This is a genomic window from Streptomyces sp. NBC_01241 (genome assembly GCF_041435435.1).
GTDB lineage: Bacteria > Actinomycetota > Actinomycetes > Streptomycetales > Streptomycetaceae > Streptomyces.
Genome location: NZ_CP108494.1, coordinates 7,468,086 through 7,495,022, shown reverse-complemented (window position 1 = coordinate 7,495,022; position 26,937 = coordinate 7,468,086). Strand labels below are relative to the sequence as shown.

Annotated in this window: 25 protein-coding genes; 8 read left to right on the top strand and 17 right to left on the bottom strand. The window is 70.3% G+C overall.

What is annotated here, in order from left to right; translation table 11 throughout:
* Nucleotides 1–106: 106 nt before the first annotated feature.
* Nucleotides 107–955, top strand: a complete 849-nt coding sequence (fdhD, locus tag OG306_RS34080) for a formate dehydrogenase accessory sulfurtransferase FdhD (RefSeq protein WP_266752588.1) — start codon at nucleotides 107–109, stop codon at nucleotides 953–955.
* A gap of 101 nt (nucleotides 956–1,056) precedes the next feature.
* Here fdhD and OG306_RS34075 read toward each other — a convergent pair whose 3' ends face one another.
* Nucleotides 1,057–2,085 (bottom strand): bile acid:sodium symporter family protein, encoded by a 1,029-nt coding sequence (locus OG306_RS34075; RefSeq protein ID WP_266750068.1) that lies wholly within the window; start codon nucleotides 2,083–2,085, stop codon nucleotides 1,057–1,059.
* 118 nt (nucleotides 2,086–2,203) lie between these two features.
* On the opposite strand from OG306_RS34075, the gene OG306_RS34070 reads away from it, so the two are divergent.
* The 3 genes from OG306_RS34070 to OG306_RS34060 all read left to right on the top strand — a co-directional run bounded on the left by OG306_RS34070 (nucleotide 2,204) and on the right by OG306_RS34060 (nucleotide 6,378).
* Complete coding sequence (locus OG306_RS34070) at nucleotides 2,204–3,079, top strand: LysR family transcriptional regulator (RefSeq protein WP_266750067.1); 876 nt, start codon at nucleotides 2,204–2,206, stop codon at nucleotides 3,077–3,079.
* Nucleotides 3,080–3,326: 247 nt separating this feature from the next.
* Complete coding sequence (locus tag OG306_RS34065) at nucleotides 3,327–5,126, top strand: AMP-dependent synthetase/ligase (protein ID WP_266750066.1); 1,800 nt, start codon at nucleotides 3,327–3,329, stop codon at nucleotides 5,124–5,126.
* 529 nt (nucleotides 5,127–5,655) lie between these two features.
* Complete coding sequence (locus tag OG306_RS34060; protein WP_266750064.1) at nucleotides 5,656–6,378, top strand: dienelactone hydrolase family protein; 723 nt, start codon at nucleotides 5,656–5,658, stop codon at nucleotides 6,376–6,378.
* Between the two features lie 28 nt (nucleotides 6,379–6,406).
* Here OG306_RS34060 and OG306_RS34055 read toward each other — a convergent pair whose 3' ends face one another.
* From OG306_RS34055 to OG306_RS34045, 3 genes are all read right to left on the bottom strand, one after another.
* Complete coding sequence (locus tag OG306_RS34055) at nucleotides 6,407–6,550, bottom strand: hypothetical protein (protein ID WP_327258526.1); 144 nt, start codon at nucleotides 6,548–6,550, stop codon at nucleotides 6,407–6,409.
* 131 nt (nucleotides 6,551–6,681) lie between these two features.
* Entirely contained in the window at nucleotides 6,682–8,319 is a 1,638-nt protein-coding gene (locus OG306_RS34050; RefSeq protein WP_266750062.1) for a glycosyl hydrolase family 8, read from the bottom strand.
* A gap of 9 nt (nucleotides 8,320–8,328) precedes the next feature.
* A complete protein-coding gene (locus OG306_RS34045; RefSeq protein WP_266750060.1) occupies nucleotides 8,329–9,360 on the bottom strand; it encodes a chitinase in 1,032 nt (343 codons plus the stop codon).
* A 275-nt stretch (nucleotides 9,361–9,635) separates the two neighbouring features.
* Between OG306_RS34045 and OG306_RS34040 the strand changes: the two genes are divergently transcribed.
* Nucleotides 9,636–10,472 carry an aldo/keto reductase gene (locus OG306_RS34040; RefSeq protein ID WP_266750059.1) on the top strand — a complete coding sequence of 279 codons (837 nt, stop codon included), beginning with the start codon at nucleotides 9,636–9,638 and terminating at the stop codon, nucleotides 10,470–10,472.
* Nucleotides 10,473–10,559: 87 nt separating this feature from the next.
* Nucleotides 10,560–11,042: an RICIN domain-containing protein gene (locus OG306_RS34035; protein ID WP_266750057.1), complete on the top strand. Its 483-nt coding sequence runs from the start codon at nucleotides 10,560–10,562 to the stop codon at nucleotides 11,040–11,042.
* 551 nt (nucleotides 11,043–11,593) lie between these two features.
* Here the strand turns inward: OG306_RS34035 and OG306_RS34030 are convergent.
* From OG306_RS34030 to tnpA, 7 genes are all read right to left on the bottom strand, one after another.
* Nucleotides 11,594–12,196, bottom strand: a complete 603-nt coding sequence (locus OG306_RS34030) for a hypothetical protein (RefSeq protein ID WP_266750056.1) — start codon at nucleotides 12,194–12,196, stop codon at nucleotides 11,594–11,596.
* A gap of 334 nt (nucleotides 12,197–12,530) precedes the next feature.
* Nucleotides 12,531–13,688, bottom strand: coding sequence for a CaiB/BaiF CoA transferase family protein (locus OG306_RS34025; protein ID WP_266750054.1), 1,158 nt, complete (start codon nucleotides 13,686–13,688; stop codon nucleotides 12,531–12,533).
* Nucleotides 13,685–13,882 carry a hypothetical protein gene (locus OG306_RS34020; protein ID WP_266750053.1) on the bottom strand — a complete coding sequence of 66 codons (198 nt, stop codon included), beginning with the start codon at nucleotides 13,880–13,882 and terminating at the stop codon, nucleotides 13,685–13,687. The genes OG306_RS34025 and OG306_RS34020 overlap by 4 nt, the downstream gene beginning before the upstream one ends.
* Nucleotides 13,883–14,076: 194 nt before the next feature.
* Nucleotides 14,077–15,009, bottom strand: a complete 933-nt coding sequence (locus tag OG306_RS34015) for a class I SAM-dependent methyltransferase (RefSeq protein WP_266750051.1) — start codon at nucleotides 15,007–15,009, stop codon at nucleotides 14,077–14,079.
* A 148-nt stretch (nucleotides 15,010–15,157) separates the two neighbouring features.
* Complete coding sequence (locus tag OG306_RS34010; RefSeq protein WP_266750049.1) at nucleotides 15,158–15,901, bottom strand: class I SAM-dependent methyltransferase; 744 nt, start codon at nucleotides 15,899–15,901, stop codon at nucleotides 15,158–15,160.
* A 136-nt stretch (nucleotides 15,902–16,037) separates the two neighbouring features.
* The gene (locus OG306_RS34005) at nucleotides 16,038–17,246 is read right to left on the bottom strand and encodes an RNA-guided endonuclease InsQ/TnpB family protein (RefSeq protein WP_266750048.1); all 1,209 of its coding nucleotides are present in this window, start codon (nucleotides 17,244–17,246) and stop codon (nucleotides 16,038–16,040) included.
* A complete protein-coding gene (gene tnpA / locus OG306_RS34000) occupies nucleotides 17,243–17,674 on the bottom strand; it encodes an IS200/IS605 family transposase (RefSeq protein ID WP_266752587.1) in 432 nt (143 codons plus the stop codon). Before tnpA ends, OG306_RS34005 begins: the two co-directional genes overlap by 4 nt.
* A 285-nt stretch (nucleotides 17,675–17,959) precedes the next feature.
* Between tnpA and OG306_RS33995 the strand changes: the two genes are divergently transcribed.
* A complete protein-coding gene (locus OG306_RS33995) occupies nucleotides 17,960–18,544 on the top strand; it encodes a transposase domain-containing protein (protein WP_266750046.1) in 585 nt (194 codons plus the stop codon).
* A gap of 82 nt (nucleotides 18,545–18,626) precedes the next feature.
* On the opposite strand, the gene OG306_RS33990 is transcribed toward OG306_RS33995, so the two are convergent.
* Nucleotides 18,627–18,932, bottom strand: coding sequence for a 4a-hydroxytetrahydrobiopterin dehydratase (locus OG306_RS33990; RefSeq protein ID WP_266750045.1), 306 nt, complete (start codon nucleotides 18,930–18,932; stop codon nucleotides 18,627–18,629).
* A gap of 63 nt (nucleotides 18,933–18,995) precedes the next feature.
* On the opposite strand from OG306_RS33990, the gene OG306_RS33985 reads away from it, so the two are divergent.
* Entirely contained in the window at nucleotides 18,996–19,817 is an 822-nt protein-coding gene (locus OG306_RS33985; RefSeq protein ID WP_266750044.1) for a helix-turn-helix domain-containing protein, read from the top strand.
* On the opposite strand, the gene OG306_RS33980 is transcribed toward OG306_RS33985, so the two are convergent.
* The 5 genes from OG306_RS33980 to ligA form a co-directional block, all read right to left on the bottom strand.
* On the bottom strand, nucleotides 19,807–20,550 hold the full coding sequence (locus tag OG306_RS33980) for a YoaK family protein (RefSeq protein ID WP_266752585.1): 744 nt from the start codon (nucleotides 20,548–20,550) through the stop codon (nucleotides 19,807–19,809). The two genes, OG306_RS33985 and OG306_RS33980, sit on opposite strands and share 11 nt — an antisense overlap.
* A gap of 150 nt (nucleotides 20,551–20,700) precedes the next feature.
* Nucleotides 20,701–23,064 (bottom strand): protein translocase subunit SecD, encoded by a 2,364-nt coding sequence (secD, locus tag OG306_RS33975; protein ID WP_266750043.1) that lies wholly within the window; start codon nucleotides 23,062–23,064, stop codon nucleotides 20,701–20,703.
* A gap of 30 nt (nucleotides 23,065–23,094) precedes the next feature.
* Nucleotides 23,095–23,703 carry a hypothetical protein gene (locus OG306_RS33970; RefSeq protein WP_266750041.1) on the bottom strand — a complete coding sequence of 203 codons (609 nt, stop codon included), beginning with the start codon at nucleotides 23,701–23,703 and terminating at the stop codon, nucleotides 23,095–23,097.
* Nucleotides 23,700–24,554, bottom strand: a complete 855-nt coding sequence (locus tag OG306_RS33965) for a rod shape-determining protein (RefSeq protein WP_266750040.1) — start codon at nucleotides 24,552–24,554, stop codon at nucleotides 23,700–23,702. Before OG306_RS33965 ends, OG306_RS33970 begins: the two co-directional genes overlap by 4 nt.
* Nucleotides 24,555–24,782: 228 nt before the next feature.
* Nucleotides 24,783–26,894, bottom strand: a complete 2,112-nt coding sequence (ligA, locus tag OG306_RS33960; protein WP_266750039.1) for an NAD-dependent DNA ligase LigA — start codon at nucleotides 26,892–26,894, stop codon at nucleotides 24,783–24,785.
* Between the last annotated feature and the right edge of the window lie 43 nt (nucleotides 26,895–26,937).

The following is a 26,937-nucleotide window of genomic DNA, read 5'->3' as shown; positions in this document are numbered from 1 at the left end:
CGCCGCCAAGGTCACCTCTCCGCACGACAATCCGGTGACCCACGGCAACCCTCTGCATCAAGGGCCGGTTCGGCTTCCACCACGTACAGAATCGGGTTTAACCGCTATGGGACGGGTCACCGAGCGCCGCCGCACCATCCGTGTCCGGGACGGGGCGGTCTCCACGCGCCCCGACACGCTCGTCGCCGAGGAGCCCCTGGAGATCCGGCTGAACGGCAGGCCACTCGCCATCACGATGCGCACGCCGGGCGACGACTTCGCGCTGGCGGCGGGCTTCCTGGTGAGCGAGGGCGTGATCGGTGACGGCTCCGAGGTCCAGTCGATCGTCTACTGCGCCGGGGCCACGGCGGACGGCGTGAACACGTACAACGTCGTGGACGTGAGGCTCGCGCCCGGTGTCCCGGTTCCCGACATCACCCTCGAACGCAATGTGTACACCACGTCGTCCTGCGGGCTGTGCGGCAAGGCGAGCCTCGACGCGGTACGCACCACGACCCGGCATCCGATCGCCGACACTCCCCCGGTCCGGGTCGAACCCGCGCTGCTCGCCGTCCTCCCCGACCGGCTGCGGGCCGCGCAACAGGTCTTCGACCGGACCGGGGGCCTGCACGCGGCGGCGCTGTTCTCAGAGACGGGCGAACTGCTCGACGTCCGGGAGGACGTCGGCCGGCACAACGCGGTCGACAAGCTGGTCGGCCGGGCCCTGACCGACCATCGGCTGCCGCTGTCCCGGGCGATCCTGCTGGTGTCGGGGCGGGCCTCGTTCGAACTGGCCCAGAAGGCGGTGATGGCCGGGATCCCGATGCTCGCGGCGGTCTCGGCGCCGTCGTCACTCGCCGTCGATCTGGCGGCCGAGACCGGACTGACCCTGGTCGGTTTCCTGCGGGGCCCTTCCATGAACGTGTACGCGGGTGAGCACCGGATCACCCTGGCGGCGACGATCGGCCAGGACTGAGGCGCCCCGCCCGCCCGCACGGGCCAGGGGTCCGGCCGGCGGGGAGCGCCCCCTGCGCCGGCCGGACCCACCCCTGAGCGGCGGGCCCCAGGGCTCCGCCCTCAGCTCACCGCGGCCGGCTCCCGTGCCACCACGCCGTCTTCCTGGATTTCCTCCAGCGGGTCGCGCGAGCGCCGCTTGGCGATCACCGCGCACACCATCAGCTGCATCTGGTGGAAGAGCATCAACGGCAGCACGGCGAGGGACGCCTGCGCCCCGAACAGGACGCTCGCCATCGGCAGCCCGGCGGCCAGGCTCTTCTTCGAGCCGGCGAACTGGATGGCGATCCGGTCCCCGCGGTCGAAGCCGAGCCGCTTCGTCCCGTACCAGGTCAGCATCAGCATCAGCGCGAGCAGCACCGCTTCGGCGCCGAGCAGCGCGCCGAGCCTGGCCGGGGTGACCTGGTGCCAGATGCCCGCGACCATGCCCTCACTGAACGCCGTGTAGACGACGAGCAGGATCGAGCCGCGGTCGACATGGCCGAGGACCTTCTTGTGACGGGTGAGGAAGCCGCCGATCCAACGGCGCAGCAGCTGCCCCGCGACGAACGGCAACAGCAGCTGGACCCCGATCTTCAGCAGCGCGTCCGCCGAGAATCCGCCGCCGTTGTTGCCGAGCAGCGCCGCGGCGAGCAGCGGGGTGAGGAAGATTCCGGCGATCGAGGAGAAGGAGCCCGCGCAGATCGCCGCGGGCACATTGCCGCGGGCGATCGAGGTGAAGGCGATCGACGACTGGATCGTCGAGGGGACGAGGCAGAGGAAGAGGAAGCCGCTGTAGAGCTGCGGCGTCAGGACGTACGGAACCAGCCCCTTGCCCGCCAGTCCGAGCAGCGGGAAGGCCACGAAGGTACAGACCAGGACGGTGAGATGGAGCCGCCAGTGCTTGAGTCCGTCGAGCGCCTCGGCGGTGGAGAGCCGGGCCCCGTACAGGAAGAAGAGCAGGGCGACGGCTCCGGTCGACGCACCGCCCGCCACCTCCGCGGCGGTCCCCGACGCCGGCAGTACCGCCGCGAATACAACCGTGCCGATCAGCGCCATGATGTACGGGTCGATCGGCACCCAGGACGGAAGTTTCAGGGTGCGGCGGCTCATCTGCTCCACTTGTTCTCTTGGTTCCGGTCGTGCCCTCCCCATGCTCCCCCCGGTCCGAGCGATCGGGAATCCCGCATACCGCTCTCACTGTCATCACGATTCGCGTTAGCCTGAATCCATGTACGACCCCGCGCAGCTCCGTACCTTTCTCGCTGTCGCCCAGACCCTGAGCTTCACCCGGGCCGCCCGCCGGCTGGGGGTCCGGCAGTCCACGGTGAGCCAGCATGTGCGGCGCCTTGAGGATGCGACGGGACGGCAGCTGTTCACCCGGGACACGCACCGGGTCGATCTCACCCTGGACGGTGAGGCGATGCTCGGTTTCGCCCGGACGATACTTGAGGCCCATGAGCGGGCGGCAGCCTTCTTCACCGGCACGCGGCTGCGCGGGCGGCTGCGGTTCGGGGCGTCCGAGGACTTCGTGCTGACGCGGCTGCCGGAGATCCTGGAGTGGTTCCGCCGCGACCACCCGGAGGTCGAGCTGGAGCTGACGGTGGAGCTCTCCGGGACGCTGCACCAGCGGCTCGCGGCGGGCCGGCTCGATCTGGTGCTCGCCAAGCGGCGCGTCGGCGACACGCACGGGGAGCTGGTCTGGCAGGACGCGCTGACCTGGATCGGCGCTCCGCAGCTGCGGTTCGACCCGGACGGTCCGGTTCCGCTGGTCCTCTTCCCGCCACCGGGCATCACCCGGGCCCGCGCCCTGGAGGTCCTGGAGGAGCACGGCCGGGCCTGGCGGGTCGCCTGTACGAGCACCAGCCTGAGCGGGCTGATCGCGGCGGCCCGTGCGGGACTGGGCGTGATGGCTCACAGCCGTGGGCTGATCCCGCCGGGTCTGGTGCCGGTGCCGGCCAGGGCGGGGCTGCCGGAGCTGGGCGAGGTGGACTTCGTCCTGCTGCATGGCCACCGCCGGGGCAGGGCGCAGGAGGCCGCGGACGCCCTGGCGGCGGCGATCCTGGCGGGTGGCGACCGGCTGATCCGCGGACCAATCCCCCCGTAACCATCCGGAACGGGAGTGACTGTGGCGTACAGATTTGGTGGAGATTCCCGCGCCGGCCGCTTACTCCGTGGTCTCAGCCACGCCCGAGCCTTGCCCATCTGGCCGGTTTTCGGTGGCTGACCTGTGCATATGCCACCGGGACCGCGGGTATGGGGCCCTCCCGCCGCGCCGTCCGTTGGGGTAGCGTCACGGCGCTGTGCGGAGCGCCACAAGGAGCAGGTCATTGCGCGAGTTCACTGTCCCACCCATGGCGGCCGCGCCCCTCGTAGGCGGGCTGGCCGATGTGGTGTTCGACTACGCCGAGCAAGATCCGGACCGGGTCGCGCTCGGCCGAAAAGACACGAGCGGACGCTGGCGGGATGTCACCGCGGCGACGTTCCGCGACGAGGTGCTGGCGCTCGCCAAGGGCCTGATCGCGCACGGCGTCAGATTCGGCGACCGGGTGGCCCTGATGTCGCGGACGCGCTACGAGTGGACGCTCTTCGACTTCGCGCTGTGGACGGTCGGCGCCCGGTCCGTACCGGTCTATCCGACGTCCTCGGCCGAGCAGGTCCTCTGGATGCTGCACGACGCCGATGTGTCCGCCGTCATGGTCGAGCACGAGGACCACGCGATGACGATCGCGTCGGTGATCGACCAGCTGCCCGGGCTCAAGCGGCTCTGGCAGCTGGACGCCGACGCGGTGAACGAGCTGCTCGACGCGGGCGCCCAGATCGAGGACGAGGTGGTGCACCGCCACCGGCGCGCGGTGACGCCCGAGTCGGTGGCGACGATCATCTACACCTCAGGGACGACGGGACGCCCCAAGGGCTGTGTGATCACGCACGCCAACTTCATGTTCGAGACGGACACCATGGCCTCGCGCTGGGAGTCGGTCTTCCACTCCAAGCCGGGCGACGAGGCGGCCACCCTCCTCTTCCTGCCGCTGGCGCATGTCTTCGGCCGGATGGTGGAGGTCGCCGCGGTCCGCGGCCGGGTGAAGCTGGGCCACCAGCCGGAGCTGTCCGCGAAGGCCCTGATGCCGGATCTGGTGTCGTTCCGGCCGACGTTCATCCTGGCGGTGCCGTACATCTTCGAGAAGGTCTTCCACGGCGCCCGGCGCAAGGCCGAGGCGGAGGGCCGGGCCGGGGCGTTCGACAAGGCCGTGGACATCGCGGTGAAGTACGCCGAGGCGGTGGAGGCGCGAGCGTTCGGGACCGGTCCCGGGCCGTCCGCCGGGCTGCGGATGCAGCACCAGTTCTTCGACAAGATCGTGTACCGGAAGGTGCGCGAGGCGATGGGCGGCCGGATCCGGCACGCCATGTCCGGCGGTTCGGGCATGGAGCGGCAGCTGGGGCTGTTCTTCGCGGGCGCGGGCGTCACCGTGTACGAGGGGTACGGGCTGACCGAGTCGACCGCGGCGGCGACCGCCAATCCGCCGGAGCGCACCCGGTACGGCACGGTCGGGCAGCCGATCCCCGGCACGACCGTGCACATCGCGGAGGACGGCGAGGTGTGGGTGCACGGCGACAATGTGTTCGCGGGCTATCTCGGTGCCCCGGAGGCCACCGCCGCGGTGTTGCGGGAGGGCTGGCTGGCCACCGGGGACCTGGGGGCGCTCGACGAGGACGGCTATCTGACGATCACGGGGCGGAAGAAGGAGATCCTGGTGACGTCGGGCGGCAAGAGCGTGTCGCCGACCGGTCTGGAGGAGCGGGTGCGGGCGCATCCGCTGGTCGCGCAGTGCATCGTGGTCGGCAACGACCGGCCCTACGTCGCCGCGCTCGTCACGGTCGACCACGAGTCGGTGGACCACTGGCTCGCCATACAGGGGCGGGCGCCCCTGCGGCCGGCGGAGCTGGTGCGGGATCCGGACCTGGAGATGGAGGTCCGGCGTGCGGTGGTCGCCGCCAATACGGCGGTGTCACAGGCCGAGTCGATCCGTACGTTCCGGATCCTGGCGCATCCGTTCAGCGAGGAGCACGGCCTGCTCACGCCGTCGCTGAAGCTGAAGCGCAAGGCGATCGAGACGGCGTACGCGGCGGAGGTCGACGCCCTGTACCGCTGAGGCACCCCCGGCGGCGCCGTGCCTCAGCGGTACGGCGCCGCCGGGGGTGCGATGTGTGGGGCGTGAGGTGCCTGAGACGGTCCCGGACCGCCACCCCGCACGGCCCGGGCACCACGAACGACGCCGACAACTCCCGCAAACCACCCACCACAACACCCCCTCCCACGAGACCGGACACCCGCTACCCAGTCCAACGAGCACCAGCCGCCAAGGTCACCCATTCGACCCCAGAACTCCCGTTCCCACCCCGCGAAGCCGCCGACAGGACCCACTCCTGCTCACTAAAACTCACTTCAGCTCAGCAAACCGACAGCAGCTCATAACCCCCGTGGCATCCGGCCACCGAGCCTCCGCAAAAACCCGTTGGCGGACCACGGCGACCCCTGCTAGTTTTCCGGAGACCGTGCCAGAGAGCGAGGAGGTGGTACCCGTGAACGCAGTATCGACATGGGTGCTCCCCTCCGGGGTCACGGTCGGGCGATAGGTCGTCCGGGAGCGCCGTTCAAGAGCACTCCCGAAAGGCACGACCATGCGTTTTACTTCCGAACAGCGCCTCGACGACGGCGTCCTCGAACGCGAATTCACCCTCGGCGAGATCCCCGGCATCCTGTGGACGTCTGGATCCGCACCAGCCCCGCTGATCCTGATCGGCCACAACGGCGGCTTGCACAAGCGGGAATCGCGGCTGGTGGCCCGGGCCCGGCACTCCGCGGCGGAGTACGGCTACGCGGTGGCTGCCATCGACCACCCCGGGCATGGCGACCGGCCCCGTTCCGCCGTCGATGAGCAGGCTCGCGCCGACCTCCGCCGGGCAATGGCGGCCGGCGAGCCCGTCGACGAGATCTTCGAGTCCTTCATCGTCCCGCTGGTCGAAAAGGCGGTCCCGGAATGGCAGACCACCCTGGACGCCCTCCTTTCGCTGCCCGAGATCGGCGGCCCGGTCGGGTACTCGGGGATGACCGCCATCGGGATTCGGCTGGCGGTGGTCGAGCCGCGCATCTCGGCCGCCGGTTTCTTCGCCGGGGGTTTCGTGCCCCGCGCCCAGCGCGATGAGGCCCGGCAGGTCACCATCCCGCTGCAGTTCCTGCTGCAGTGGGACGACGAAGGGAACGACCGGCAGTCGGCCCTGGACCTGTTCGACGCCTTCGGTACCAAGGAGAAGACGCTGCACGCCAATATGGGCGGGCACGCCGGCACCCCGTGGTTCGAGGTGGACGACCGGGACCGGTTCTTCGCCCGGCACCTGAAGTGAGGCCGGGCCGTCAGGCCTGCAGCAGACGCTAGGTGGCGTCGGCCAGGATGCCGCTCATCGAGGACAGGTCCCGGCCCTCCTCGATGGCGGTGGCCGGCAGATGCACAACCGCCCCGATCGCGGCGGTACCGGCCATCGGCGGTACCGGCCGGTCGGGGCGGCGCTCGGCCACCAGCGCCTCGTCAGGTCTTCCACGATCAGCACCAGCCGGGTCCAGACCAGCCCGGACACACAGCGTGACCGCGAGGGCGGCCGCTTTGCCCCGTAACGTGGTGTGCGCTCCGACCCGCAACTGAACCCCCGTCAGGGAACCCAGTAGTTGCCGGATGCGACGATCATCGACTGGAGTTGGACGCTGCCGCCGTAGTACAGCTGCGGGTCGACCGAGGTGGCGGCGAGCTTTTTCCAGAGGGCGTCGAGCCAGACCTGGGAGCCCGGGTCGGTCAGCGCGGTCACGGCGAACGGGGCGGTGAACGCCATGTCGTCGCCGCTGTCGAAGGCGGTGCCGCTGAGGTGGTATCCGGTGACGATCTTGTTGGGGTCGCCGCCGGTCTTCGACTTGATCCAGGAGTTGAGCTTGCGCGCCGAGGCGAGCGAGGCGGCGTCCCCGCTGGTGACGGCGTCGGCACCGATGCGCCAGGGGTCGCGGCAGGCGTTCCAGGAGTAGTCGCCGTCGTTGGGCCCTTCGAGCACCTCGCCCGCGGCGGGCTTGGGAGTGGTGTTGGTGTTGACGACGAAGTCCGCCAACAGACCGGTGTTCGCCGCGTACTTGGACTGCTGGGAGGTGATCAGGTTCTGGTGCGCGGTGCGCACGGTGTCCCAGGTGCTGTCGCCCGTCGCCGTCTTGAAGGCGCGGAAGTGGTCGGTCATCCAGTCCGAGGAGCGGCTCATCCAGTAGTGCGACTCACCGGAGTCCGACCAGTCACCGAGCAGCATGAGGTGGGTGGTCGGGTTGACCTCGCTCTTCTTGATGGCGTTGATGTGCTTGACCGCGAGATCCTTGTAGTTGTACGTGCCCGTGGAGCCCCACTGCTTGTCGGCGAGCAGCAGTCCGTAGGCGACGTCGAGGTCGCCGTCGGTGGCCGAGTCGGAGCCGTCGACGCTCTTGCAGGAGGCGTCCTGCTCGGCGGCGAGGAGGTTGGCGTTGTTGACCGAGGGGTGCGCGAGCAGGTACTTCACCATGCCGTCGAAGACCGTCCTGGCCTCCGGGTCGGCTCCCGCCATCGTCGCCGTGACGACCAAGCCGTAGCCCTGGGCCTCGGCGACGTAGGGGTGGTCGGCGTCCGGCGAGATGACCTCGTACCAGCCGTTGCCGCAGTTCTGCCTGACGAACGCGGACTTCCAGGCGTTGTACGTCTTGGTCACGGCCTGGTCGAGCGTGGACTGTGCGCCGGACGGCTTCAGCGTCCCGGCGGCGTAAGGGAATTGGTGGCTGCCGAACGGCACCGCGGGACCGCCGGCCGCGGGGGCGCCCGTGTCGAGGTAGTCGAGGTTGGGGCCGCCATTCGCGGTGGTCGCGGTGGCCCGGACGGTGTTGGTTCCGGCCACGAGCTGGGCGGCGACGGTCTTCGTCGCCCAGGTGTCCCAGGAGCCAGTCCCGTTGAACGCGACTCCGGAGGCGACGGCCTTGCCGTTGACACTGATGTCCATCGGGCGGTCGGTGGTGGTGCCGTTGGCGTAGCGCAGGGCGAGCGAGGTGCTGCCCGCGGTGGTGTTCACCGTGAACTCCACGGAAGATCCGGCGGTGTTGGTGGAGTCGACGAAGCCGGTGCCGGAGTAGCCGGTGTGGTTCGTCGCCGCAACCGTCTGCGAGAGCATGGCGGTCTCCGCCTCGTAACGGCCGTCCGCCGCGGCCGTGGGCGGCGCGGCGAGCAGGGGCAGCAGCAGTGCGGCGGCGAGTGCCGTGCCGCCGATGGCCGGTTTGCTCGTGATGGTGCGCATCGGACCTCCTCAGCCCTGGTACTGGACGACGATCTTGGTGAAGTCGTACGGGGACTGGGACACCCCGCTGCAGGCGTCCGGGTCACCGCCGGAGCCGCAGGCCCGGTCCCGGTTGACGGACCAGAAGGCGTACCGCGCGATGTGGTGCTGCCGCGCGTAGCCGAGGATGGTCCTGAAGTCGGTGGTGGTCACCGTCTCGTCCGACTCGTCGGTCTTCCCGTTCATCGAGGAGACCCCGATGTGCCGGTACGCGGCGTCGTCGCTGTACCCGTAGGCACTCTTGACGGTGGCCTTCAGACCGTCGAGCGCGCTGACCGTGGCCGCGCCCATGGTTCCGGTGTGTCCGCCGAAGTCGAAGGGCATGATGACCCAGCCGTCGTTGTCGAGACCGGCGGCCGCACCGCGTTTGATGAGGTCCTTGCCGTTGGCTTCGGGGCCGGACGGGGTGGTCCCCATGGTCACGTACGTCACGATGCCCGGGTTCTTGGTCTTGACGATCTTCAGGGCGTCAACCACCCGCTGCCGCACGGTGGCTTGAGAGAACTCCGTGTCCTCGATGTCGATGTCCAGCGCCTTGAGGTGGTAGGCGTTGATCACCTTCTGGTAGGCCCCGGCGAGCGCGGAGGCGTCGGCACACTCCTCGCCGAGCTTGTCGCCGCTCCAGCCGCCCGCCGAGACGACGATGTCGCCGCCGGCCGCCCGGATGGAGTCGATGGCGGCCTGGTCCGGGCCGCCGGTCAGCACCCGATCGCCGTCCCACTTCGGGTTGCAGGTGCCGTCCGAGAGGACGAAGGCGAGCGTGAACCACTTCACGCCCGTCGCCGCCATCACATCGGCCGGCTTCTGCGGGTTTCCCCAGCCCAGGTACTCGTAGGGGGCCGCGGCCATCGCTCCGGGGGCCGCGGCCACCGTGGCGGCGGACGGGGAGCCGGCGTCCGAAGCGGCGGAGGCCTTGGGGATCTGGGCGAGCAGGGGCAGAAACAGACAGCTGAGTCCGGCGAGGACGGCCACGATGCGGCGTGGGGGGCGGTCAGTGTGCACGGGTGCTCCCTTCGGGGCGACGTTAGGAAAGGTTCCTAACCATCACTGCATGGGATTCCCTGGCGAACGATCTGTCAATGCTCCGCGCGGGCCCAAATCTCCATGCCCGCACGTGAGTTCGCAGGATTTCGGACAGCTCGGGCACGGATCGGCGGCATCGGGGCACGATCGGGGCGGGACCGGGTGCGGCCGACGCCCGGGCGGCGGGGAATGCATGGCACTCGCTGATCGTTGACCTTGAGAATCCCAACCGACGACGTAAGGATCGACCGCTCGTGAGCAAGGTCCCCTCCATCACCCTCAACAACGGCGTCGAGATGCCGCAGCTCGGTTTCGGTGTCTGGCAGGTGCCTGACGACGAGGCCGCGAAGGCGGTCGCGACAGCCATCGAGTCCGGGTACCGGAGCATCGACACCGCCGCGATCTACAAGAACGAGGAGGGCACCGGCAGGGCCGTCGCGGCCTCCGGTGTCGCCCGCGAAGAGCTCTTCGTCACGACAAAGCTGTGGAACACCGATCAGGGCTACGACTCCACCCTGCGCGCCTTCGACAGCTCGCTCGACAAGCTGGGTCTGGAGTATGTCGATCTGTATCTGATCCACTGGCCGGTGCCGGCCAAGGACGCGTACCTCGACACGTACAAGGCCTTCGAGAAGATCTACTCCGAGGGCCGCGCGAAGGCCATCGGTGTCTCGAACTTCCTCCCCGAGCACCTGGAGCGTCTGCTCGGCGAGACCTCCGTGGTCCCGGTGATCAACCAGATCGAGCTCCACCCGCAGCTCCAGCAGGTCGAGTCGCGCGCGCTCCACGCCAAGCACGGCATCGCGACCGAGGCCTGGTCACCGCTGGGCCAGGGCAAGGGGCTCCTGGAGGTGCCGACGGTCGTCGCGATCGCCCGGAAGCACGGCCGCACACCGGCTCAGGTGGTGCTCCGCTGGCACATCCAGACCGGCAATGTGGTGATCCCGAAGTCGGTGACGCCGTCCCGGATCGTGGAGAACCTCGATGTGTTCGGCTTCGAGCTGGACGCCGACGACCTGGCCGCGTTCGCCGCGCTGGACGAGGGCAAGCGCCTCGGCCCGAACCCTGGTGAGTTCAACCTCGGTGCCTGAGCCCTGTCATCGCACCGTTGACGCACACGGACCGCCGCCCTGCTGCCGAGCCGGGCGGCGGTCCGTGCCGCGGGAAGGAACCGGAACATGAGCGGGGACACCGCGCCCGTCGTAGCGGCCGGCCGCTACCGGCTGCGCAATGTGGGCAGCGGACTGCTGCTGGAGGTGTACGGATCCGCCAAGGGCGGGGGCGCCCCGGTGCAGCAGGGCACGGAGAGCGGTTCGACGGCCCAGCACTGGCAGCTCTCCCCCGTGCACGAGGGCGCGGCGCTGTACCACCTGGTCAATGTCCACAGCGGCAAGCGGCTGGACGTCGCCAACGCCTCCACCGAGAACGGCGCCGCGATCCAGCAGTGGCGGGCCAACAACTACGGCGCCCAGGAATGGCTGATCGAGCGGCATCTGGAGGCGCCGGGGGTGGTGACACTGGTCAGCTTCATCAGCGGGCTCGTTCTGGAGGTCGCCGACGGCAGCACGGCGGACGGTGCTCGTGTCCAGCAGTGGGAGGACACCGACTCCCCCGGCCAGTGGTGGCGGTTGGAGCCGGTGCGGGACGCCTCCGAGGTGTAGGCCGGAGACCGGCCGGCGTGCGGATGCGTGCGGACCGGAACGTGGACCGGGATGCGGGTGGCCCTTCGGGCCGTGCCGCCCGGGCCGTCACCCATCCGGGTCAGGGCCCGTCGCCAGGTGCCTCCGAGAACCGCGGGGTTCCTCGATCGCCGGTATCCCGGCCGTACGGCCGACCGGCGCCCTGGCGGCCGGGACGTGAGCGGCGTCTGCCACGCCGGCGCCACGTTCTGCCGCTCGGTCGCCGGGCCCCGCCGAGGGCCGCAGGCCGAGAACGAATCCGGAAGCCGGTTCCCGGAACCGGAGCCCGGAAAGCCGAACCCGGGACCGGAACCGGAACCGACACCGGAGCGTGGTGACCGCGCGTGGCGCGGCTGTTCCGGTCGGCTGGCAGTGCCTCGCCGTCCGCCTCTAGTATGGCGTGGCAGGTGTTTGGGTTTGTCAGTCGTCGTTCAGGTGTGGGCATCCGACCGGGTCGCTCCGATCGGATGCCCTGACTGGAGCCCCGGCCCGATTCCGGCGGGCCGGGGTTCTACGTCAACCGGGTGACCCGGTCACCAGTCCCGGTCACCGCGGTCACCGCGGTCACCGCGGTCATCGCGGTCGCGGTCCTCGTCGAAGCGGTGGATCACCCGGAAGCTGCCCACCACTCCGTTCTTGACGAACACGCCGCCCTTGACGCGCCCCGGGAACACCCCGTCGCTGGAGCTCCACGGTCCGACGGTGGCGATGGGGGCGCCGTTGTCGCAGGTGGCCCCGCGGAAGACCTCGACGGTCCGGCGGCTGTCGTTGCGGATGTTGAGGCTCTTGGCGCCGAGGCCGCTGACCACGACCATGCAGCCGCCCGGCTCGGCGGAGTACGTCCGCTCGTTGATGTGGATGCGGCCCTCGAAGTGCTCACGGCCCTCGAAGCCACGGCGCTCGTAGCCACGGCCCTCGTTGCCCCTGCCCTCATTGCCCTTGCCCTCGTTGCCCTTGCCGGCGTCGCCCTTTCCGGCGTCGCCACCGTCAAGAGCCGAAACGGGAGCGGCCTGCTGGACGGCCGGGACGGCCTGGACCGGCTCGGAGGTGGCGGCCGAGGCGTAGGTGATGCCGGTGGCGGCCATGGCCGCAGCGGCCGCGACGGCGGCTGTAACGATAGTGGAACGGGTAACCATGTCGCTTCTCCTGTCTCAGAGAGGTCGGCTGAGCAGTCGACCCGTGGATGAACGTACTGACGGCGCTCATACCTGTCATATCGGACACGTTGAAGGTCGACGCCTGCACGCCGATCGAGGTACATAAAGTACGCCATATGCTATTTCCATATAATTAGATGAGCTGCCAATTGCCTTTATTCGTAGGCAAATTGACTCGCTATTAGCCTGTACAGGGGACTTTCTGATGCCCGCTCACCCTGACGGCAGCGTGTCTTCTCTTGACACGGTCCGGGCAGCGGACGGGGCCGTGGACGCCGGTCGTCCACGGCCCCGTCCGCCGGTCGGCGGGCGGTCAGCCGTCCAGCCAGCGTCTGAGGTCCTCGGTGTGCTCACCGAGGCGCGGCGGCCGCCGTTCGTACCGCGGCGGCGTACGGGACAGCCCGATGGGGTTGGCCACCAGACGCATGGGGTCGGCGGGACTCGCGTCGGCCGGTGTGACCTGCGGGAACAGGCCCAGGCGTTCGGCGAGGCCGAAGGCGCCCGCGAGATCGTTGACCGGACCGCAGGGCACCCCGAGCGGGGTGAGCAGGGCGGACCACTCGGCCGCGGTGCGCGGGGCGAGCAGCGCGGAGATCTCCTCAGCCAGCGCGTCGACGTGCGCGACCCGGTCCGCGTTCGACACGAACCTGGGGTCGGTGGCCAACTCCTCGGCGCCCAGACCCCGGCACAGGGCATGGAACTGCCGGTCGTTGCCGACGGCGATGACCAGCGGCCGGTCCGCCGCCCGGTAGATCTCGTACGGGGCGATGGACGGGTGACGGTTGCCGAGGATGCCCGGCACCTGGCCGGCCAGGGTGTAGCCGCCCGCCTGGTTCACCATGCTCGACAGCAACGAGGACAGCAGATTCACCTCGACGTGCTGGCCGTCACCGGTCGCGTCGCGGTGGCGCAGCGCTGCCATGACGCCCACGGCCGCGTGCAGTCCGGTGAGCACGTCGACAAGTGCCACACCCGTCTTGACGGGCTGTCCCGGTGCGGGCCCGGTGACGCTCATCAGCCCGCCGACCGCCTGCAGCAGCAGGTCGTAGCCGGGCAGCGCGGCTCCTTCGCCGGCTCCGAATCCGGTGATCGAGCAGTAGACGATGCCTGGGTTGAGCGCGTGGGCCTCCTCGTAGGAGAGCCCGTACTTGCCCATCGTGCCGGGGCGGAAGTTCTCGAAGAGCACATCGGCTCGACGCACCAGTTCGTGGGCGTGCCGACGCCCTTCCGCCGTGCCGAGATCGAGGGTGAAGGACCGTTTGTTGCGGTTCACGGACAGGAAGTAGGTGGATTCGTCATGGGCGTGCGGCGGGCCCCAGGCCCGGGTGTCGTCGCCGGAGCCCGGACGTTCCACCTTGATGACGTCGGCGCCCAGGTCCGCGAGGAGCATCGTGGCGTACGGGGCGGCCAGCACCCGCCCGAAGTCGGCGACCACGACACCCGACAGGGGGCCGGGAACCGCGGCGGTCACCGGGTCACCGTCCGGGAGCCGCGTGCGCACACCGTGGCCGCGTCGGTACGGAAGTCCTGTGCGGCGCGGACCTGTTCGCGTGGCTCGAACACCTCCTCGGGCCACAACGGGTCCTCACGGCAGGGCAGTTCGACAACGGTGCGGCGTATGTGGGCGCCCTCGGCCCGCGGCAGGATGGCTGAAGTGTGCTGCATGGGCTTCCTCTCGATGCGCGTCCTCGCGCGAGGCGACGTGGCGCGAGCCGGGCCGGTGACGGCCGGGCTCGTGAGGCCACATCCTGGGCCCACAGCACACATCACCGCAGTGGACGAGATGTCCCACTCGGCTGCCGGGGAGCACTCCAATCCGTCCATGGGCGGTGCGAGGGGACGACCGAGGCGCTTACAGGTCAGCCCCGTCGGCCCAGGTGCACCGTGCGTGCCATGAGCAGGAAGACATCGGGGCGCTGACGCAGTCCGGCCGGGTCCTCGGGGTCGAGGAGCCGGTCCAGTACGGCAACGTCCTCGGCCGGGAGCACCTCTTCGAACATCTCGCGGCGCCGGGCGAACTCGGCGATGACATGGTCGCGCGCGGGCTCCGACAGCGGTGCCGGGAGGTCGAGCAGGAAGCTGCGGGTGCCCTGCGGGTCGAGCCCCACCGCGGTGAACAGGGCGCTCCAGTCCTCGGTCTCCCGCTTAGTGCCTGGCAGTGACGTCCGCATGTCCTCGAACCAGTCCGCGGTGATCGCGTCGAGCCTGGCCTCCAGACCGGGCCGCCCGATGCCGATGTCGCGCGGGAGCTGACGGGGCGGCAGACCTCCCTCGACCAGGGCGATGGTCCCGCCGGGGCGCAGCAGGGCGGCGAACCCGGCGAGGACGGCGCGCTGGTCGCCCATGTGATGCAGAGCGTTGCCCACCCAGATCAGATCCGCCTCCCCCAACGCGTCGAGGCTCTCGGGGATCTCGGCCTGCTGGGTCCGTACGCGGTCGCCGAGACCGAGCCGCTGGGCACGGGTCCGGGTGCGTTCCAGAAGGGCCGGGGTGCCATCGACGGCGACGACTTCGGCCTCCGGGAACACCTCGGCGAGCAGGCAGGAGATCACGCCGGGGCCGCTGCCGATGTCGAGCACCCTGCGCACGTTCGGGGCCGTGGGCAGGCCGGCGATCCAGCGGGCCGCCTCCTCGTACTGCGGGCGGCTGAGCTCGGCGTTCTGCTCCAGCAGCGGGCCCATGACGTCCCAGTCGAATTCGGTGGTGCCGTGGTGATGCGCGTGGGTGGGGTCGTTGTGCCGGTGGCCGGGAGTGGTGGTGTGCTGATGACCATGGTCGGTGTGCTGGCTCATGGGGACAGCCTCGCCACACATCGGCGTCCTGGCCAGATTTGTTGCCGATTCGGCAAGCCGCCGTGCCGGTACGGGCAGGGTGGTGGGGCGGGCGGCGGGCGGCGGGGCGGGGCGTGGCGTGGCGTGGCGTGGGAGGGGTGGTCCAGGGTCAGTCGCTCCGGCGCAGTGCCAGCAGCCGGTAGCGGGGGTCGGCGCGCGGTCTGTCGGGCTCGGGCAGCGCTGTCAGGGCGGCGGCGAGCCGTTCGGCCGCCGTCCCCGGCAGGTGCAGGCGTGAGGCGTAATAGCCCGCACGCACCGCGTGCGCCGCGCTCGACGGGCTCCGGCCCTGACCGTGTCCCAGGAAGTGGGCCTCCCCCACCACGGCGAGGCCCGCCTCCGAGCCGTACCTGATGATCAGGTCCGTGGCGTCCGACGGATCGGCGTTCAGGTAAGGGGCGAACGCCACGTCGATGTCGCTGCCGACGTCATGGGCCGCGTCCTTGTCGACGGTGGTGACGAACACACCACCGGGCCGCAGCACCCGCGCCGCCTCGGACACCACAGCCCGCACGTCCTCCTCCCCAGGCAGCAGATGCAGCAGCCAGATCGCGGCGACCACGTCCACCCTCGCGTCGGGCAGCGGCAGCCGGCGCGCGTCGGCCAGCGCCACCGCGCCGATCCGCCGCCGGGCGACCCGTGCCATGCCGTACGAGGCGTCCGTGCCGAACACCCGAAGTCCGGGGCGGGCAAGGGCCATGCGCTCGGTGACCAGTCCCGTACCGCAGCCGATGTCCAGCAGGGTGCGGGCCGACGACGGGACCAACTCCCCTACTGCGGCAGCCGCGGCCGCAGCCCTGGGCTCACCACCGCGCGTGGCGTCGTAGACGGCTGCTTCGGTGTCGTAGTCCAGCATCCGGTCGACTCTAGAGCAGACCTCCGCCGATTGGACACCCGCATATTGCCGGTACGCCGCCGGGACAGCCGGGACCATAACTTGCGTTTGTGACTCCTCCCCCCGGATAAATCCGGGGGGCTTCTCCTGTCGGTGGCTAGGCCACGTCGGGAAGGGCCAGCCCGGCCCTGAGTGCGACGTTCCATGCGCCTACCCGGTCCGCGTGGTCGCGGTGGTCACAGGCAGTGCACTGGAACTTTTCGCCGTCGCGGTTCTCGCCGTCCACGTGCCCGCATTCGGGGCAGGTGCGCGAGGTGTTGCGGGGGTCCACCGGGATCAGTACGCGAGCGGCGCTTTCAGCCTTCTGCGCGAGGATGCCCAGGAACACCCCCCAACCCGCGTCAAGAATGCTGCGGTTCAGCCCGGCCTTCGAGGCGGCGCCGTTCGGCAGGAACGCACCGGGTGCCTGGGGATCGGGCTTCGGCTTGGGGGCGCGAACCATGTTCGCGATGTTCAGCCGCTCGTGAGCGATCCGATCGTAGCCGCGGACCAGGGCGAGCGCGGCCTTGTGCGCGTGGTCCAGACGCTGACGCCGTACCTTGCGGTGCACCTTGGCGACCTTCTCCACCGCCCGGCGGTGCTGGGCAGTGCGGTTCTCCCGCTTGCGCCGGGGGAACGCCTTGAGGGCGCGCTGAGCGTCGGCGAGGACATCGGCGTTGCGCTTGCCGTGCCGGGGGTTTTCGACGTGGGCACCCTCGGACGTGGTGAGGAAGTGCGTGACGCCCATGTCGATTCCGGTCACGGCACCGGTGGCCGGCAGCGGCTCGGCGGGCACGTTGTCACAGGCAAGGATGACGTACCACTGTCGCCCCTCGCGCTTGATGCCGACGGTCTTGACCCGGCCCTTCACGGGCCGGTGCTGGTGCACCCGGACATGCCCGACACCTTGCAGCCGTACGCGGGTGACGGGGTCGTGCGGGGTGGAGTCCCAGCGGCAACCGTCGCCGTCCTTGGGGAACTCAACGGTGTCGAACCAGTTCACGCCACGGAAGCGGGGATATCCGGGCTTCTCCCCGGCCTTCACACGCCGGAAGAACGCTTGGAACGCTTTGCCCAGGCGGCGTAAGGTGGCCTGCTGGCTGGAGAACGACCAGCGGCCTTGCCGCTCGGGGTCGAACGCCCGGATCTCTTTGAGCTGCGCGGACTGCTGCCCGTACTTGACTGAGGTCTTCGAGCTGTGCCGGTATGCGTCGCGGCGTTCCTGCAACGCGCCGTTGTAGAGTGAGCAGTGATCGCGCAGCATCTCGCCGAGCGCCTGGCTCTGCCGGACGGTGGGCCGCAGGAGGAACTTGTAGGCACGTATCAAGGCCGTTCCTCCTCCTGCTTCTTCGTCCAGGGACGTTCCCACTGGGCGTTGATGTACTTCTCCACCGTGTCCGCGCTGACGGCGCCGACCGAGGCGACGAAGAACGACGACGACCACAGGGTGGGCATACGGCTCTTGAGGTGCGGGAACTCCTCGCGCAGTACGCGGGAGGTGAAGCCCTTGAACTGGTTCGCGACGTAGGACGCGGAAGCCTTCGGCTCATGCTTGACGACCAGGTGCACGTGATCGGGCATCACCTCAAGGGCGATGATCTCCCAGCCCTTCTCGGCCGCCTTCTGTTCGATCAGCTCACGCAACCGGACCGCGACCGGGCCACCGAGAACCTGGCGGCGGTACTTCGGGCACCACACCACGTGCAGACCCAAGTCGTACACGCCGCCGGAGTACCGGCGGACCTTCCGCGTCACAACCACGCGATCACTATACACACGCCACGCATCTAGCTGAGGTCAACAGCGCAGATCCGTGGCGACAGTTGAGGTCAGAGCAATCCTGAAAAGCGATTCCCCCCATGCCTAAAGGCCAAGGCCGTGAAGTTACGGCTTGAGTGCGACTGTCCAGGCGGCTGTGAACTGTGGGTTTGCCAGACGTAGGAAGCGGAGCCCCGGTAGAACTGGCAGTCGACCAAGACAACCGTTCACTCACCGGAGGCTCCGCTGTCCGGACAGTCCGCCATCACGCGTGTCGTCACGGTGGCCGAAGGGCTCTATGCACCGGGCCACCTGGGCGAGTTGACCAGGATCGTTCCGTTCGAGCTGGTCGATGCCGTGCTTGTCGAGTGCGGAACCGTCCAGCAACGGCTGCGGAAACTGCCCGCACGGGTCGTGGTCTACCTGCTGTTGGCCGCGGCCCTGTTCGAGGACTGCGGCTATCGCGAGGTATGGCGCAAGCTCACCGGCGCCCTGGTGGGGCTGCCGCTGGTTGAAGTGACCGCGACCGCGCTGTGGCACGCCCGCTGCCGGCTCGGTGTCCGCCCGGTGCGGGCCCCGTTCGACCTACTGCGTGGACCCGCCTGCGCAATCCGTACGACCGGAGCACGCTGGAAGGGCCTGCTCGTCGTCGCGATCGACGGCACCCACCTGGACGTCGCCGACGACCAGGCGGTCCGCGCCAAGCTGGGCAAGGGATCCAACCAGTACACCGCCGCCTCGGGATACCCACAGGTCATGCTGGTGACACTGGTCGCCTGCGGCACCCGCGCGATCACCGACGTGGCCTTCGGGCCGCGCAAGCCCGGCGAACGCGGGTCGGCGGGCTCGGGACGGGTCGGGATGTGACAGGCCACCGTGCACCCTCGGATTCGCTGTCGTGCTGTGACATGACAGCGCGCGACCGTGGCGTACCCGTTCGCCCCCCCTGCTATCTCACGCCGTGCCCGGGGGCGATCGCCACCACGCGCGCGGCCAGTTTCAGATCGTTCTCGGTGACGACACCGCCCGCGTCATGGGTGTTCACGGACAGGCTGACGGTGTTGTATCCGAGGGTCATGTCAGAGTGGTGGTTCAGCTCGTCCTGGATCTGGGCGATGTGCACGGTCAGCCCCAGAGCGGCGAAATGCGTGTGGAGCCGGTAGGTGCAGGTGATCCGGTCCCCCTCCAGCGACCAGCCGGGCAGATCACCCAGACGGTCCTCGATCTCCTTCTGCGACAAGGGTGCGGCGGGCATGTTGAGACTCCCTCATGAGCGATCGGTTCCGGTCGACGGTGCCGGTGACGTTACGGTCTGGGTATGACAACTGTCGCGCTTGACACGGGGGTAGGGCCGCTGCTGCGCAGCTGGCGGGAGCAGCGTCGGATCAGCCAGCTGGAGCTGGCGCTGCGGGCCGATTCCTCGGCCCGGCACATTTCCTTCGTCGAGACCGGCCGCTCCCGGCCCAGCGAGGACATGATCCTGCGGCTGGCCGAGCACCTCGACATCCCGGTCAGGGAACGCAACGCTCTGCTGGTGGTGGCCGGTTACGCGCCCCGCTACGCACAGACCGCGCTCGACGACCCGGCGTTCGGCGCGCTGCGCGAGGGGATGGAGCGGCTGCTCCACGGGTACGACCCGTACCCGGCGCTCGTCGTCGACGGCATGTACAACGTGGTGGCGGCCAATCGGAGTATCACGATGCTGCTGGAGGGCGTGGCCGGGCATCTGCTGGCGCCGCCGCTGAACGCCATGCGGCTCACCCTCCATCCGGAAGGCCTGGCTCCGCGCATCCGTAATCTCCGGCAGTGGCGGGCCGATCTGCTGGCCCAGATGGATCGCCAGATCGCCCTGGCCCGGTCGGCGGAGCTGCGTGAGCTGTACGAGGAGGTCGCCGGTTATCCCGCGCCCGGAGGTACGGACCGGGCCGACGGCGCCGGAGCGTTCGAAGGGTCCGGCCCGGCATCGCTGCCTTTCGCGTTGCCGTTGCACATCGAGCACGGCGGGCACGTGCTCTCGTTCGTCTCCTCCATCGCGACGTTCAACACGCCGATGGATGTGACGGTGGCCGAGCTGGCCATCGAGACGTTCCTGCCCGCCGACCGGGCCACCGCCGACCGTCTGCACTCCCTCACTTCCTGACGATCGGACGGGCCCAGGGGGCGTCCGCGCGCGCCAGGACGATCGCGGCCGTGGTCACGATTGCCAGGATGGCGAGGGCGAGCAGCAGGGGAAGTCTCGGGTGCCCGTTCAGTACGGCCATGGCTCCGACGAGCGCGCCGGTCATCATGGCGGCGGCCGAGAGCACCCGTCGTCCGGCCTTGCTGCCGGCTCCGCCCGCGAACCGGCTGTCGGAGAGGACGCCGGTGATGGTGAGCGTCAGCACGGTGGTGGTGAGATCGGGGACCGCCAGTGCCCGGGACACGGCGTTCTGCACCCCGAGGCCGAGTCCGAGCAGTGTGATGAGCGCGAAACGGACCCCGCCGACGTACGGATGTCCGGACGCCAGAGTGACGAACAGCGCGGCCAGGACACAGGTGGTCTCGACCAGGAGTGCGTACATCAGCATCCGGCCGCGATGTGTCGGGGCGTGGTGCACGATCAGGCCGCCGAGCAGCGCCCCCGCCGCGAACGCGGCGAGCGCGACGAGCGAGGCGGCGAACGAGAAGCCGGGGGCTCCGGCGATCGCGAAGCCGGAGAAGACCACATTGCCGGTCATGTTCGCGACGAAGACCCGGCCGAGTTCCAGGTAACTGACCGCGTCGACCAGTCCCGTCACGACGGTCAGGGCGAGCATCAGCGGAGGCAGCGGTCCGTGCCGGTCGTTCATGTCGGGTACGACGGTGGACCATGCCTCACGCAGCATGACGGGCACGGGCGTGGTCACGGGCTCGCTCCGATCACAGGTGGGTGCTCGGAATTGTGCCGCCCCGGGCGCACGGAACGCCACGACCGACGCAGGTCGCCCCCGCCCCGAAGAAGGCCCGGCTTCCTTCGGGGCGGGGGCGTCGTACTTCCGGAGCGGCTATACGCGTGCTCCGTTGTCGAGCGGGTCCCGGCGCGCCGTCCGTGTCCCGGACCGGCGTCCGGAAGCACGTTTACGGGCGGGCGGCGGGGCCTTGCTGCTCTGTTCCAGGACGAGCGCGGCCGGCACGGCGGTCAGCACCGAGGAGTACGTGCCGACACAGATGCCGATCAGGAGGGCGAGCGCGAAGTCGGCGAGGGAGTCGCCGCCCAGCACGGCCAGTGCGGTCAGGATGAACAGGGCGCCCATTCCGGTGTTGACCGTTCTGGGGACGGTCTGGAGAACGGCCCGGTTGGCGACCGTGACGATGGGTACGCGGCGGGCCTTCGCCCACAGCTCCCGTACCCGGTCGAAGACCACCACGGAGTCGTTGACGGAGTATCCGATGACGGTGAGGAGGGCAGCGAGGAAAATGCCGTCGACGGTGCGTCCGAGCCAGGCGAAGGCGCCGACCAGGACGATGACGTCGTGGACCAGTGCCCCGACCGAGGCCACAGCGAACGTCCAGCGAAACCGGATCACGAGATAGGCCAGCTGTACGAGGACGGCGATGGCGAGCGCGATCAGGGCGTTGCGCCGGAGTTCGTCACCGAGGCTGGGGCCGATGAGTTCGTCGCGGACCTTGGTGGTTTCGCCGCCTTCTTTCGCGAGGGCGGCGCGCAGGGCGTGTTCGCCGTCGTTGTCGAGCTTTCCGGTGCGTACGGAGAGGTCGCCCGCGCCCGCGGTGGTGACCTCCGCGTCACCGAAGCCCGCGTCGGCCAGGGCGGTGCGGGCCCGCTCCACCTCGACGGGCCTGCTGGTCGAGTACTCGACGAGCCGACCGCCGGTGAATTCGACGCCCAGGTTGACGCCTCGTACGACGATACCGAGGACGGCGACGGCGACCAGTGCCGCGGAGACCAGCAGCCAGCGGCGGGGGAACCGCATCAGCTGGGGATCGCGGCGGGTCAGCCAGGTACGTACCCGGCCGGGGGAGGCGATGCCGTTGATGCCCCGGTAGTCGCTGACGAATCGTGAGCGTGCGGCGATCTCGGTGAGTGCGCGGGCGATGACGAGTGCGGAGAACATCGAGGCCAGCACACCGATGGCGAGCGTGACACCGAAGCCCTTCACCGGTCCGGAGCCGAGGAAGAAGAGCAGTCCGGCCGCGATCAGCGTCGTGACGTTGGAGTCGGCGACGGCGCTCCAGGCACCGCGGAATCCGGCGGTCAGCGAGGAGCGCAGGGTGCGACCGGGATGTTGCGCGTATTCCTCTCTGGCCCGTTCGAAGACCAGCACGTTGGCGTCGACCGCCATCCCGATGGCCAGGACGAATCCGGCGAGGCCGGGCAGCGTGAGCGTGACACCGAGGGCGACCAGGGCCGCGTAGGAGATCAGTCCGTAGGCGGCGAGCGCGACGGCGGCGAGCGCGCCGAAGAGCCGGTAGACGATGGTGATGAAGAGTGCGGTGGCCGCGGCGCCGATGAGGGCGGCCCGGGCACTGGCGTCGATGGCGGCGGCGCCGAGCGTCGGGCCGACGGTCCGCTGCTCGACGATCTCGACGGGGAGCGGCAGGGCGCCGCCCTTGATGAGCAAGGCCAGTTCGCGGGCCTCGTCGGCGCTGAAGGAGCCGGTGATCTGGGTGGAGCCGGACGGCAGACCGACGTTGCAGCCGACCGAGGGGGAGACCTGCGGCGAGGAGATGATCTTCTGGTCGAGGACGATGGCGACGCGGCGCCGGTCGTCCTGGACCGGGTGGCAGGCCGCTTCGCCGGTCAGCCGGGTCCAGTCCCGGCCCGCCTTCTTGTGGAAGTCGAGGGAGACCGTCCAGCCGGCGCCCTGCTGGGCGTCGAACGCGGCGGTGGCGTCCTTGACGCCCGCGCCGGAGAGCCGGGTCGGGCCGAGAGCGAGGGGGCGGCCCTGCTCGTCGGGGAGGGTCAGCCCGGCGCCGGTCGTGCCGTCCGCCTGGTCGTCGGGCTCGGTGCCCGCCTTGTCGTTCGCCTTGTCGTTCGCCTTGTTCTCGGGCTCGGTGCCGGGGCCCTGGACGGCGTGGAAGCTGAGCTGGGCGGTTCTGCCGATGACTTCGGCGGCCTTGCGCGGGTCCTGGACGTCGGGGAGTTCGACGATGATCCGGTCCTCGCCGGAGCGGGTCAGGGTGGGTTCGGCGACGCCGAGGGAGTCGATGCGCTGGCGAAGCACTTCAAGGGTGCGGTCGGTGCTCTCGCGGTCCGCTTTCGCGGTGTCGGAGTCCTTGGCCTGGAGCACCATTCTGGTGCCGCCCTGCAGGTCGAGGCCGAGTCTGGGTGACATGGTCAGCGTGATGAGCACGGAGACGAGCAGGACGGCCGCAGCCAGAACCGCTCGCACCGTGGTGGCGCGAGTCATGGGTTTCCTCCGAGGGGGCGCCGGGCGCCCTCACCTCGGCGAGGACGGCACGGCGTGCGTGTGGGACGGGACCGGTGGCAGGACCGGTGGCCGGTGAACGGCCGTCCTCGGAGGCCCGCGTACGCCCGGGAGCGTGACGCGGAAACGGTCGGTGGCACGAGGGGGTGCGGCGGGTGTTCGCCGGTGCGCGTGGCGCGGTACGCGGATGTCCGGTGCGCCGGGCAGCAGGATGTCCGGGCCGGGCGGCGGGAGATGGTGCGCGGTGCGGGCGTGGTCGGCCCCGGCCCTGGGCCGGGGCGGGGGTGTCGGCACCGGGCGGTGGCCGTCGGTCGCCGTGGCCGTGCGGATGTGGGTGCGGAGGGTGTCGTGGGCGGTGCCGGTGCGGGCGGTCCGGTCGCTGTGCAGGGTCGGCTGATGGGCGCCTGGCGAGGACGCGGCGGCGGGCGGCACACCGGCGAACGGCCGGGCGGGAAGCGAGGATCCGGCGGCTGCGGGGGCGCCGCCGATGACGGTGAGGACGGCGAGCAGGACGGCGACGACGAGCTGCCGGGCCTCCCGCGCGCGGCCGCGACGTGCCGAGGTACCCGGTCGTGGCCTCGGGGGCGCGTTCCCCGGGGGCGGGCCCGGGAGGGGGGTCACCGCTCTCGGCCGGGCCGGGCCGGTGCCGTGCCGGCCGTCTCCCGCCGGGCCGGTGCCTCGCCGGCACCGCTGAGCACGGAACTGAGGATCAGTCCGGCGCCGCGCACGACCGTGTTCGCCGGGTCGTCCGCGAGACGTACCGGAACGCCGAGGCGGGCCGCGATCCGGTCGGTGATGTCGGGGCGGGCGGCGCCGCCCCCGGCGAGCAACGGGCCCTTGCGCAGGGCCCCCAGGACGGCGCCGTGCCGGTCCTGCTTCCACATCTCCGTCACCATGTCCAGGACCGTGTGGACGACCGCCGTGGGCGGCTCGGAGGGGTCGAGGTCGCTCAGTCCCGTCTCGGCCTGGCGCGCGTCACGGACCAGTCCGTCGACGAGGAGCGTCGCCTCGGTCAGTTCGGCGCCGATGTCGACGACGAGCAGTGGGCCGCCGTCCTGCGGCCCGGCGCACACGGCGGCGGCCCGCGCGCTGTCCAGGGCGATGACCCGCACCGGCCCGAGTGCGGCAATCAGGTCCTTTGCCGCGGCGCGGTGCTCGGCCCCGGCGAGGACGGGGTGGCTGAGGACGATCACGGTGTCGGTGCGGTCCGCGCCCAGGGCCGTATCGGCGATACGGCCGAGCATCCGGCCGCAGGACACGGGGTCGACGATGCGTCCCCGCCGGACCGGGCGGCCGCGCCCCGGCTCGGCGCCGAAGTCGCCGCACGCCTCGGTGTCGGCGATGACGCCGTGTCCCGGCATCCAGGCGCGGGTCCGCGAACTGCCCAGGTCGAGGGCGAGACCGCGGGTGAGGCCGCGGTACTCCCGGCGGACGGACCGGTCGAGTCGCGGTCCGTCGTGCGACGAATGCATCCGCCCCTCCTCCCCCTGCGCGCCACCGTGGCCATTGACCTATCCATGGACCCGCTGATAGCGAGGCATGGCCGAGCCCTCACTATGCAATAGGGAGGCAAAGAAAGCCACTCCCCGGCGAAATCCAAGGGCTCGGGCGTCGCGAGGTCTCCGTATTGCCTCAAACCTCCGACGGCAGGTTTCCGGGTATTGCCTCAAACCTCCGACGGCAGGATTCCGGGTATTGCCTCAGACCGCCGACGGCAGGTACCCGGCGATCAGTTCGGCGAACTCGTCCGGTGCGGCGATCCGGATGCCGAGGTCCTCCGCCTTGGTCCGCTTGGATCCGGCCTTCTCCCCGGCGACCAGGAGCGTGGTGCGCTTGGAGACGCTGGACGAGGACTTCCCGCCGGCCCGCTCGATCAGTTCGTTCATCTGATTCCGGGAAAGCTTCTCCAGTACGCCGGTCATCGCGCCCGTCACTACTACGGTCATCCCGTCCAGCGGCAGCCCGGCGGCCCCCTCGCCGTCCGTGGCGGCAGCCGCTTCCGGGCCTTCCTCGCCGGGTGCGGGCGGCGGCATCGCGCCGGGCTCCGTCATGTTGACCCCTGCGGCCACCAGCTTCTCGATCAGCGGGGCCAGCTCCACCAGCTCCGCGACAACGCCCGCCGCCTTCTCCTTACCGATCCCGTCGACCCGCTGGAGCGCCTCGGCGTCGGCCGCTCTGATCCGGTCCATGTCCGCGAAGTACCGGGCGATCCGGCGTGACATGGAGCGCCCGGTGCCGCGTACCCCCAGCGCGCAGAAGACCCGGGAGAGCGGCTGGGTGCGTGCCGTTTCGATGGCGGCGAGGAGGTTGTCGGTGCTGGTCTCGCCCATGCGCTCCAGGCCGAGCAGCTGTTCCCGGTCGAGGGTGAAGAGGTCGGCGAGGTCGGCCACCAGGCCGGCGTCGACGAGCTGGACGACCCGGGTCGCGCCGAGGCCCTCGATGTCGAGCTGGTCGCGGCCCGCCGCGTACGAGATGGAGGCGACGAGGCGGCAGTCGCGGCCCCGGACACAGCGCCAGCGCTGCTCGCTGGTGTCGATCTCGGAGCCGCACTGCGGGCACGCCTCGGGGAAGACGACGGGCTGCTCCTCGCCGGTCCGCAGATGAGCGACGGGCGCCTCGATACGGGGGATGATGTCACCCGCCTTGTAGACCATAACCCGGTCCCCCAGGCGCAGATCGCGGCGGGTGATGTCGGCCGGGTTGTGCAGTGTGGCGTAGCTGACGGTCGAGCCGTCGATCTCGACCGGTTCGAGCACGGCGCGCGGCGCGATGATGCCGGTCCTGCCGACGTTCCACTCGACGCCGAGGAGCCGGGTGACCTTCTCCACGGCAGGGAGCTTGTAGGCGATGGCCCAGCGCGGCGCCCTGGTCCCGGAACCGGCCTCGCGCTGGTCGGCCGCGAGGTCGGCCTTGATCACGATGCCGTCGATGCCGAACGGCAACGAGGCACGCAGCGCCGCTATGTCCTCGACCCGGCTCTGCACCTCCTCGACGGTGGTGACGGTGCGCGGTGCCACGTCCGTGTCCGCCGCGGTGTGCACGCCGAGCCCGGCGACGTACTCCAGGACCTCGCTGTGCGGGAGTTCGGCGAGGATGTCGGTCAGCTCTCCCGTCCCGGGGAGCGGCAGCGCACCGTAGGCGAAGAACGTCATCTCCACCGTGTACGCGCGGTCCTTGGCCCGGAGTGTGCCCGCCGCGCCGTTCCTCGGGTTGGCGAAGGGGGCGCCGCCGTGCTCGGTGCGCACGGTGTTGGCCTGTTCGAACTGCTCGTTCGTCATGAGGATCTCGCCGCGCACCTCGATCGTCACGGGCTCGGCGAGCTGCTCGGGGAGGCCGGTCACGGTGCCGATCGCGTGCGAGACGTCCTCACCGGCGGTGCCGTCGCCCCGGGTGATCAGTCGCTCCAGACGGCCCGCCCGGTAGCGGGCGGCGACGGCCAGGCCGTCGAGCTTCGGCTCCACGCTCCACGCGGCGACGGGCCGGCCTATCCGGCGCTCCAGCGACGCCGTCCAGGTGGCGAACTGCTCGGCCGAGAAGACGTTGTCCAGGGACAGCATCGGCACCGTGTGCGGCACGTCGCCGCCCGCGGCGCCGCCCGCCACCTTGCCGGTCGGGGACGTCTCCAGGACCTCCTGCGGGTACTCCTGTTCGTAGGCCGCGATCCCCCGCACCAGCCGGTCGTACGCATCGTCGTCGAGCGTGCTCTCGCCGGTGGCGTAGTACGCGGCGGCGGCCTGCGACGCTTCTTCGACCGCGGCGGCGTAGGCGGCGGCATCGGCGAGCACAACAGCTGAGTTCGTCATGTCCCCCATCCTGCCGCCCACCACTGACAACACCCTCCCAGCAGGACGACGG

Coding starts and splice junctions, on each gene's coding strand:
- OG306_RS34050 (WP_266750062.1), bottom strand. CDS start 8,319: ATGCGCACCATCACGAGCAAACCGGCCATCGGCGGCACGGCACTCGCC.
- secD (WP_266750043.1), bottom strand. CDS start 23,064: ATGACTCGCGCCACCACGGTGCGAGCGGTTCTGGCTGCGGCCGTCCTG.
- OG306_RS34075 (WP_266750068.1), bottom strand. CDS start 2,085: ATGAGCCGCCGCACCCTGAAACTTCCGTCCTGGGTGCCGATCGACCCG.
- OG306_RS34070 (WP_266750067.1), top strand. CDS start 2,204: ATGTACGACCCCGCGCAGCTCCGTACCTTTCTCGCTGTCGCCCAGACC.
- OG306_RS34060 (WP_266750064.1), top strand. CDS start 5,656: ATGCGTTTTACTTCCGAACAGCGCCTCGACGACGGCGTCCTCGAACGC.
- OG306_RS34035 (WP_266750057.1), top strand. CDS start 10,560: ATGAGCGGGGACACCGCGCCCGTCGTAGCGGCCGGCCGCTACCGGCTG.
- OG306_RS33985 (WP_266750044.1), top strand. CDS start 18,996: ATGACAACTGTCGCGCTTGACACGGGGGTAGGGCCGCTGCTGCGCAGC.
- ligA (WP_266750039.1), bottom strand. CDS start 26,894: ATGGGGGACATGACGAACTCAGCTGTTGTGCTCGCCGATGCCGCCGCC.
- OG306_RS34010 (WP_266750049.1), bottom strand. CDS start 15,901: ATGCTGGACTACGACACCGAAGCAGCCGTCTACGACGCCACGCGCGGT.
- fdhD (WP_266752588.1), top strand. CDS start 107: ATGGGACGGGTCACCGAGCGCCGCCGCACCATCCGTGTCCGGGACGGG.
- OG306_RS34065 (WP_266750066.1), top strand. CDS start 3,327: ATGGCGGCCGCGCCCCTCGTAGGCGGGCTGGCCGATGTGGTGTTCGAC.
- OG306_RS34015 (WP_266750051.1), bottom strand. CDS start 15,009: ATGAGCCAGCACACCGACCATGGTCATCAGCACACCACCACTCCCGGC.
- OG306_RS34020 (WP_266750053.1), bottom strand. CDS start 13,882: ATGCAGCACACTTCAGCCATCCTGCCGCGGGCCGAGGGCGCCCACATA.
- OG306_RS34030 (WP_266750056.1), bottom strand. CDS start 12,196: ATGGTTACCCGTTCCACTATCGTTACAGCCGCCGTCGCGGCCGCTGCG.
- OG306_RS33965 (WP_266750040.1), bottom strand. CDS start 24,554: ATGCATTCGTCGCACGACGGACCGCGACTCGACCGGTCCGTCCGCCGG.
- OG306_RS33990 (WP_266750045.1), bottom strand. CDS start 18,932: ATGCCCGCCGCACCCTTGTCGCAGAAGGAGATCGAGGACCGTCTGGGT.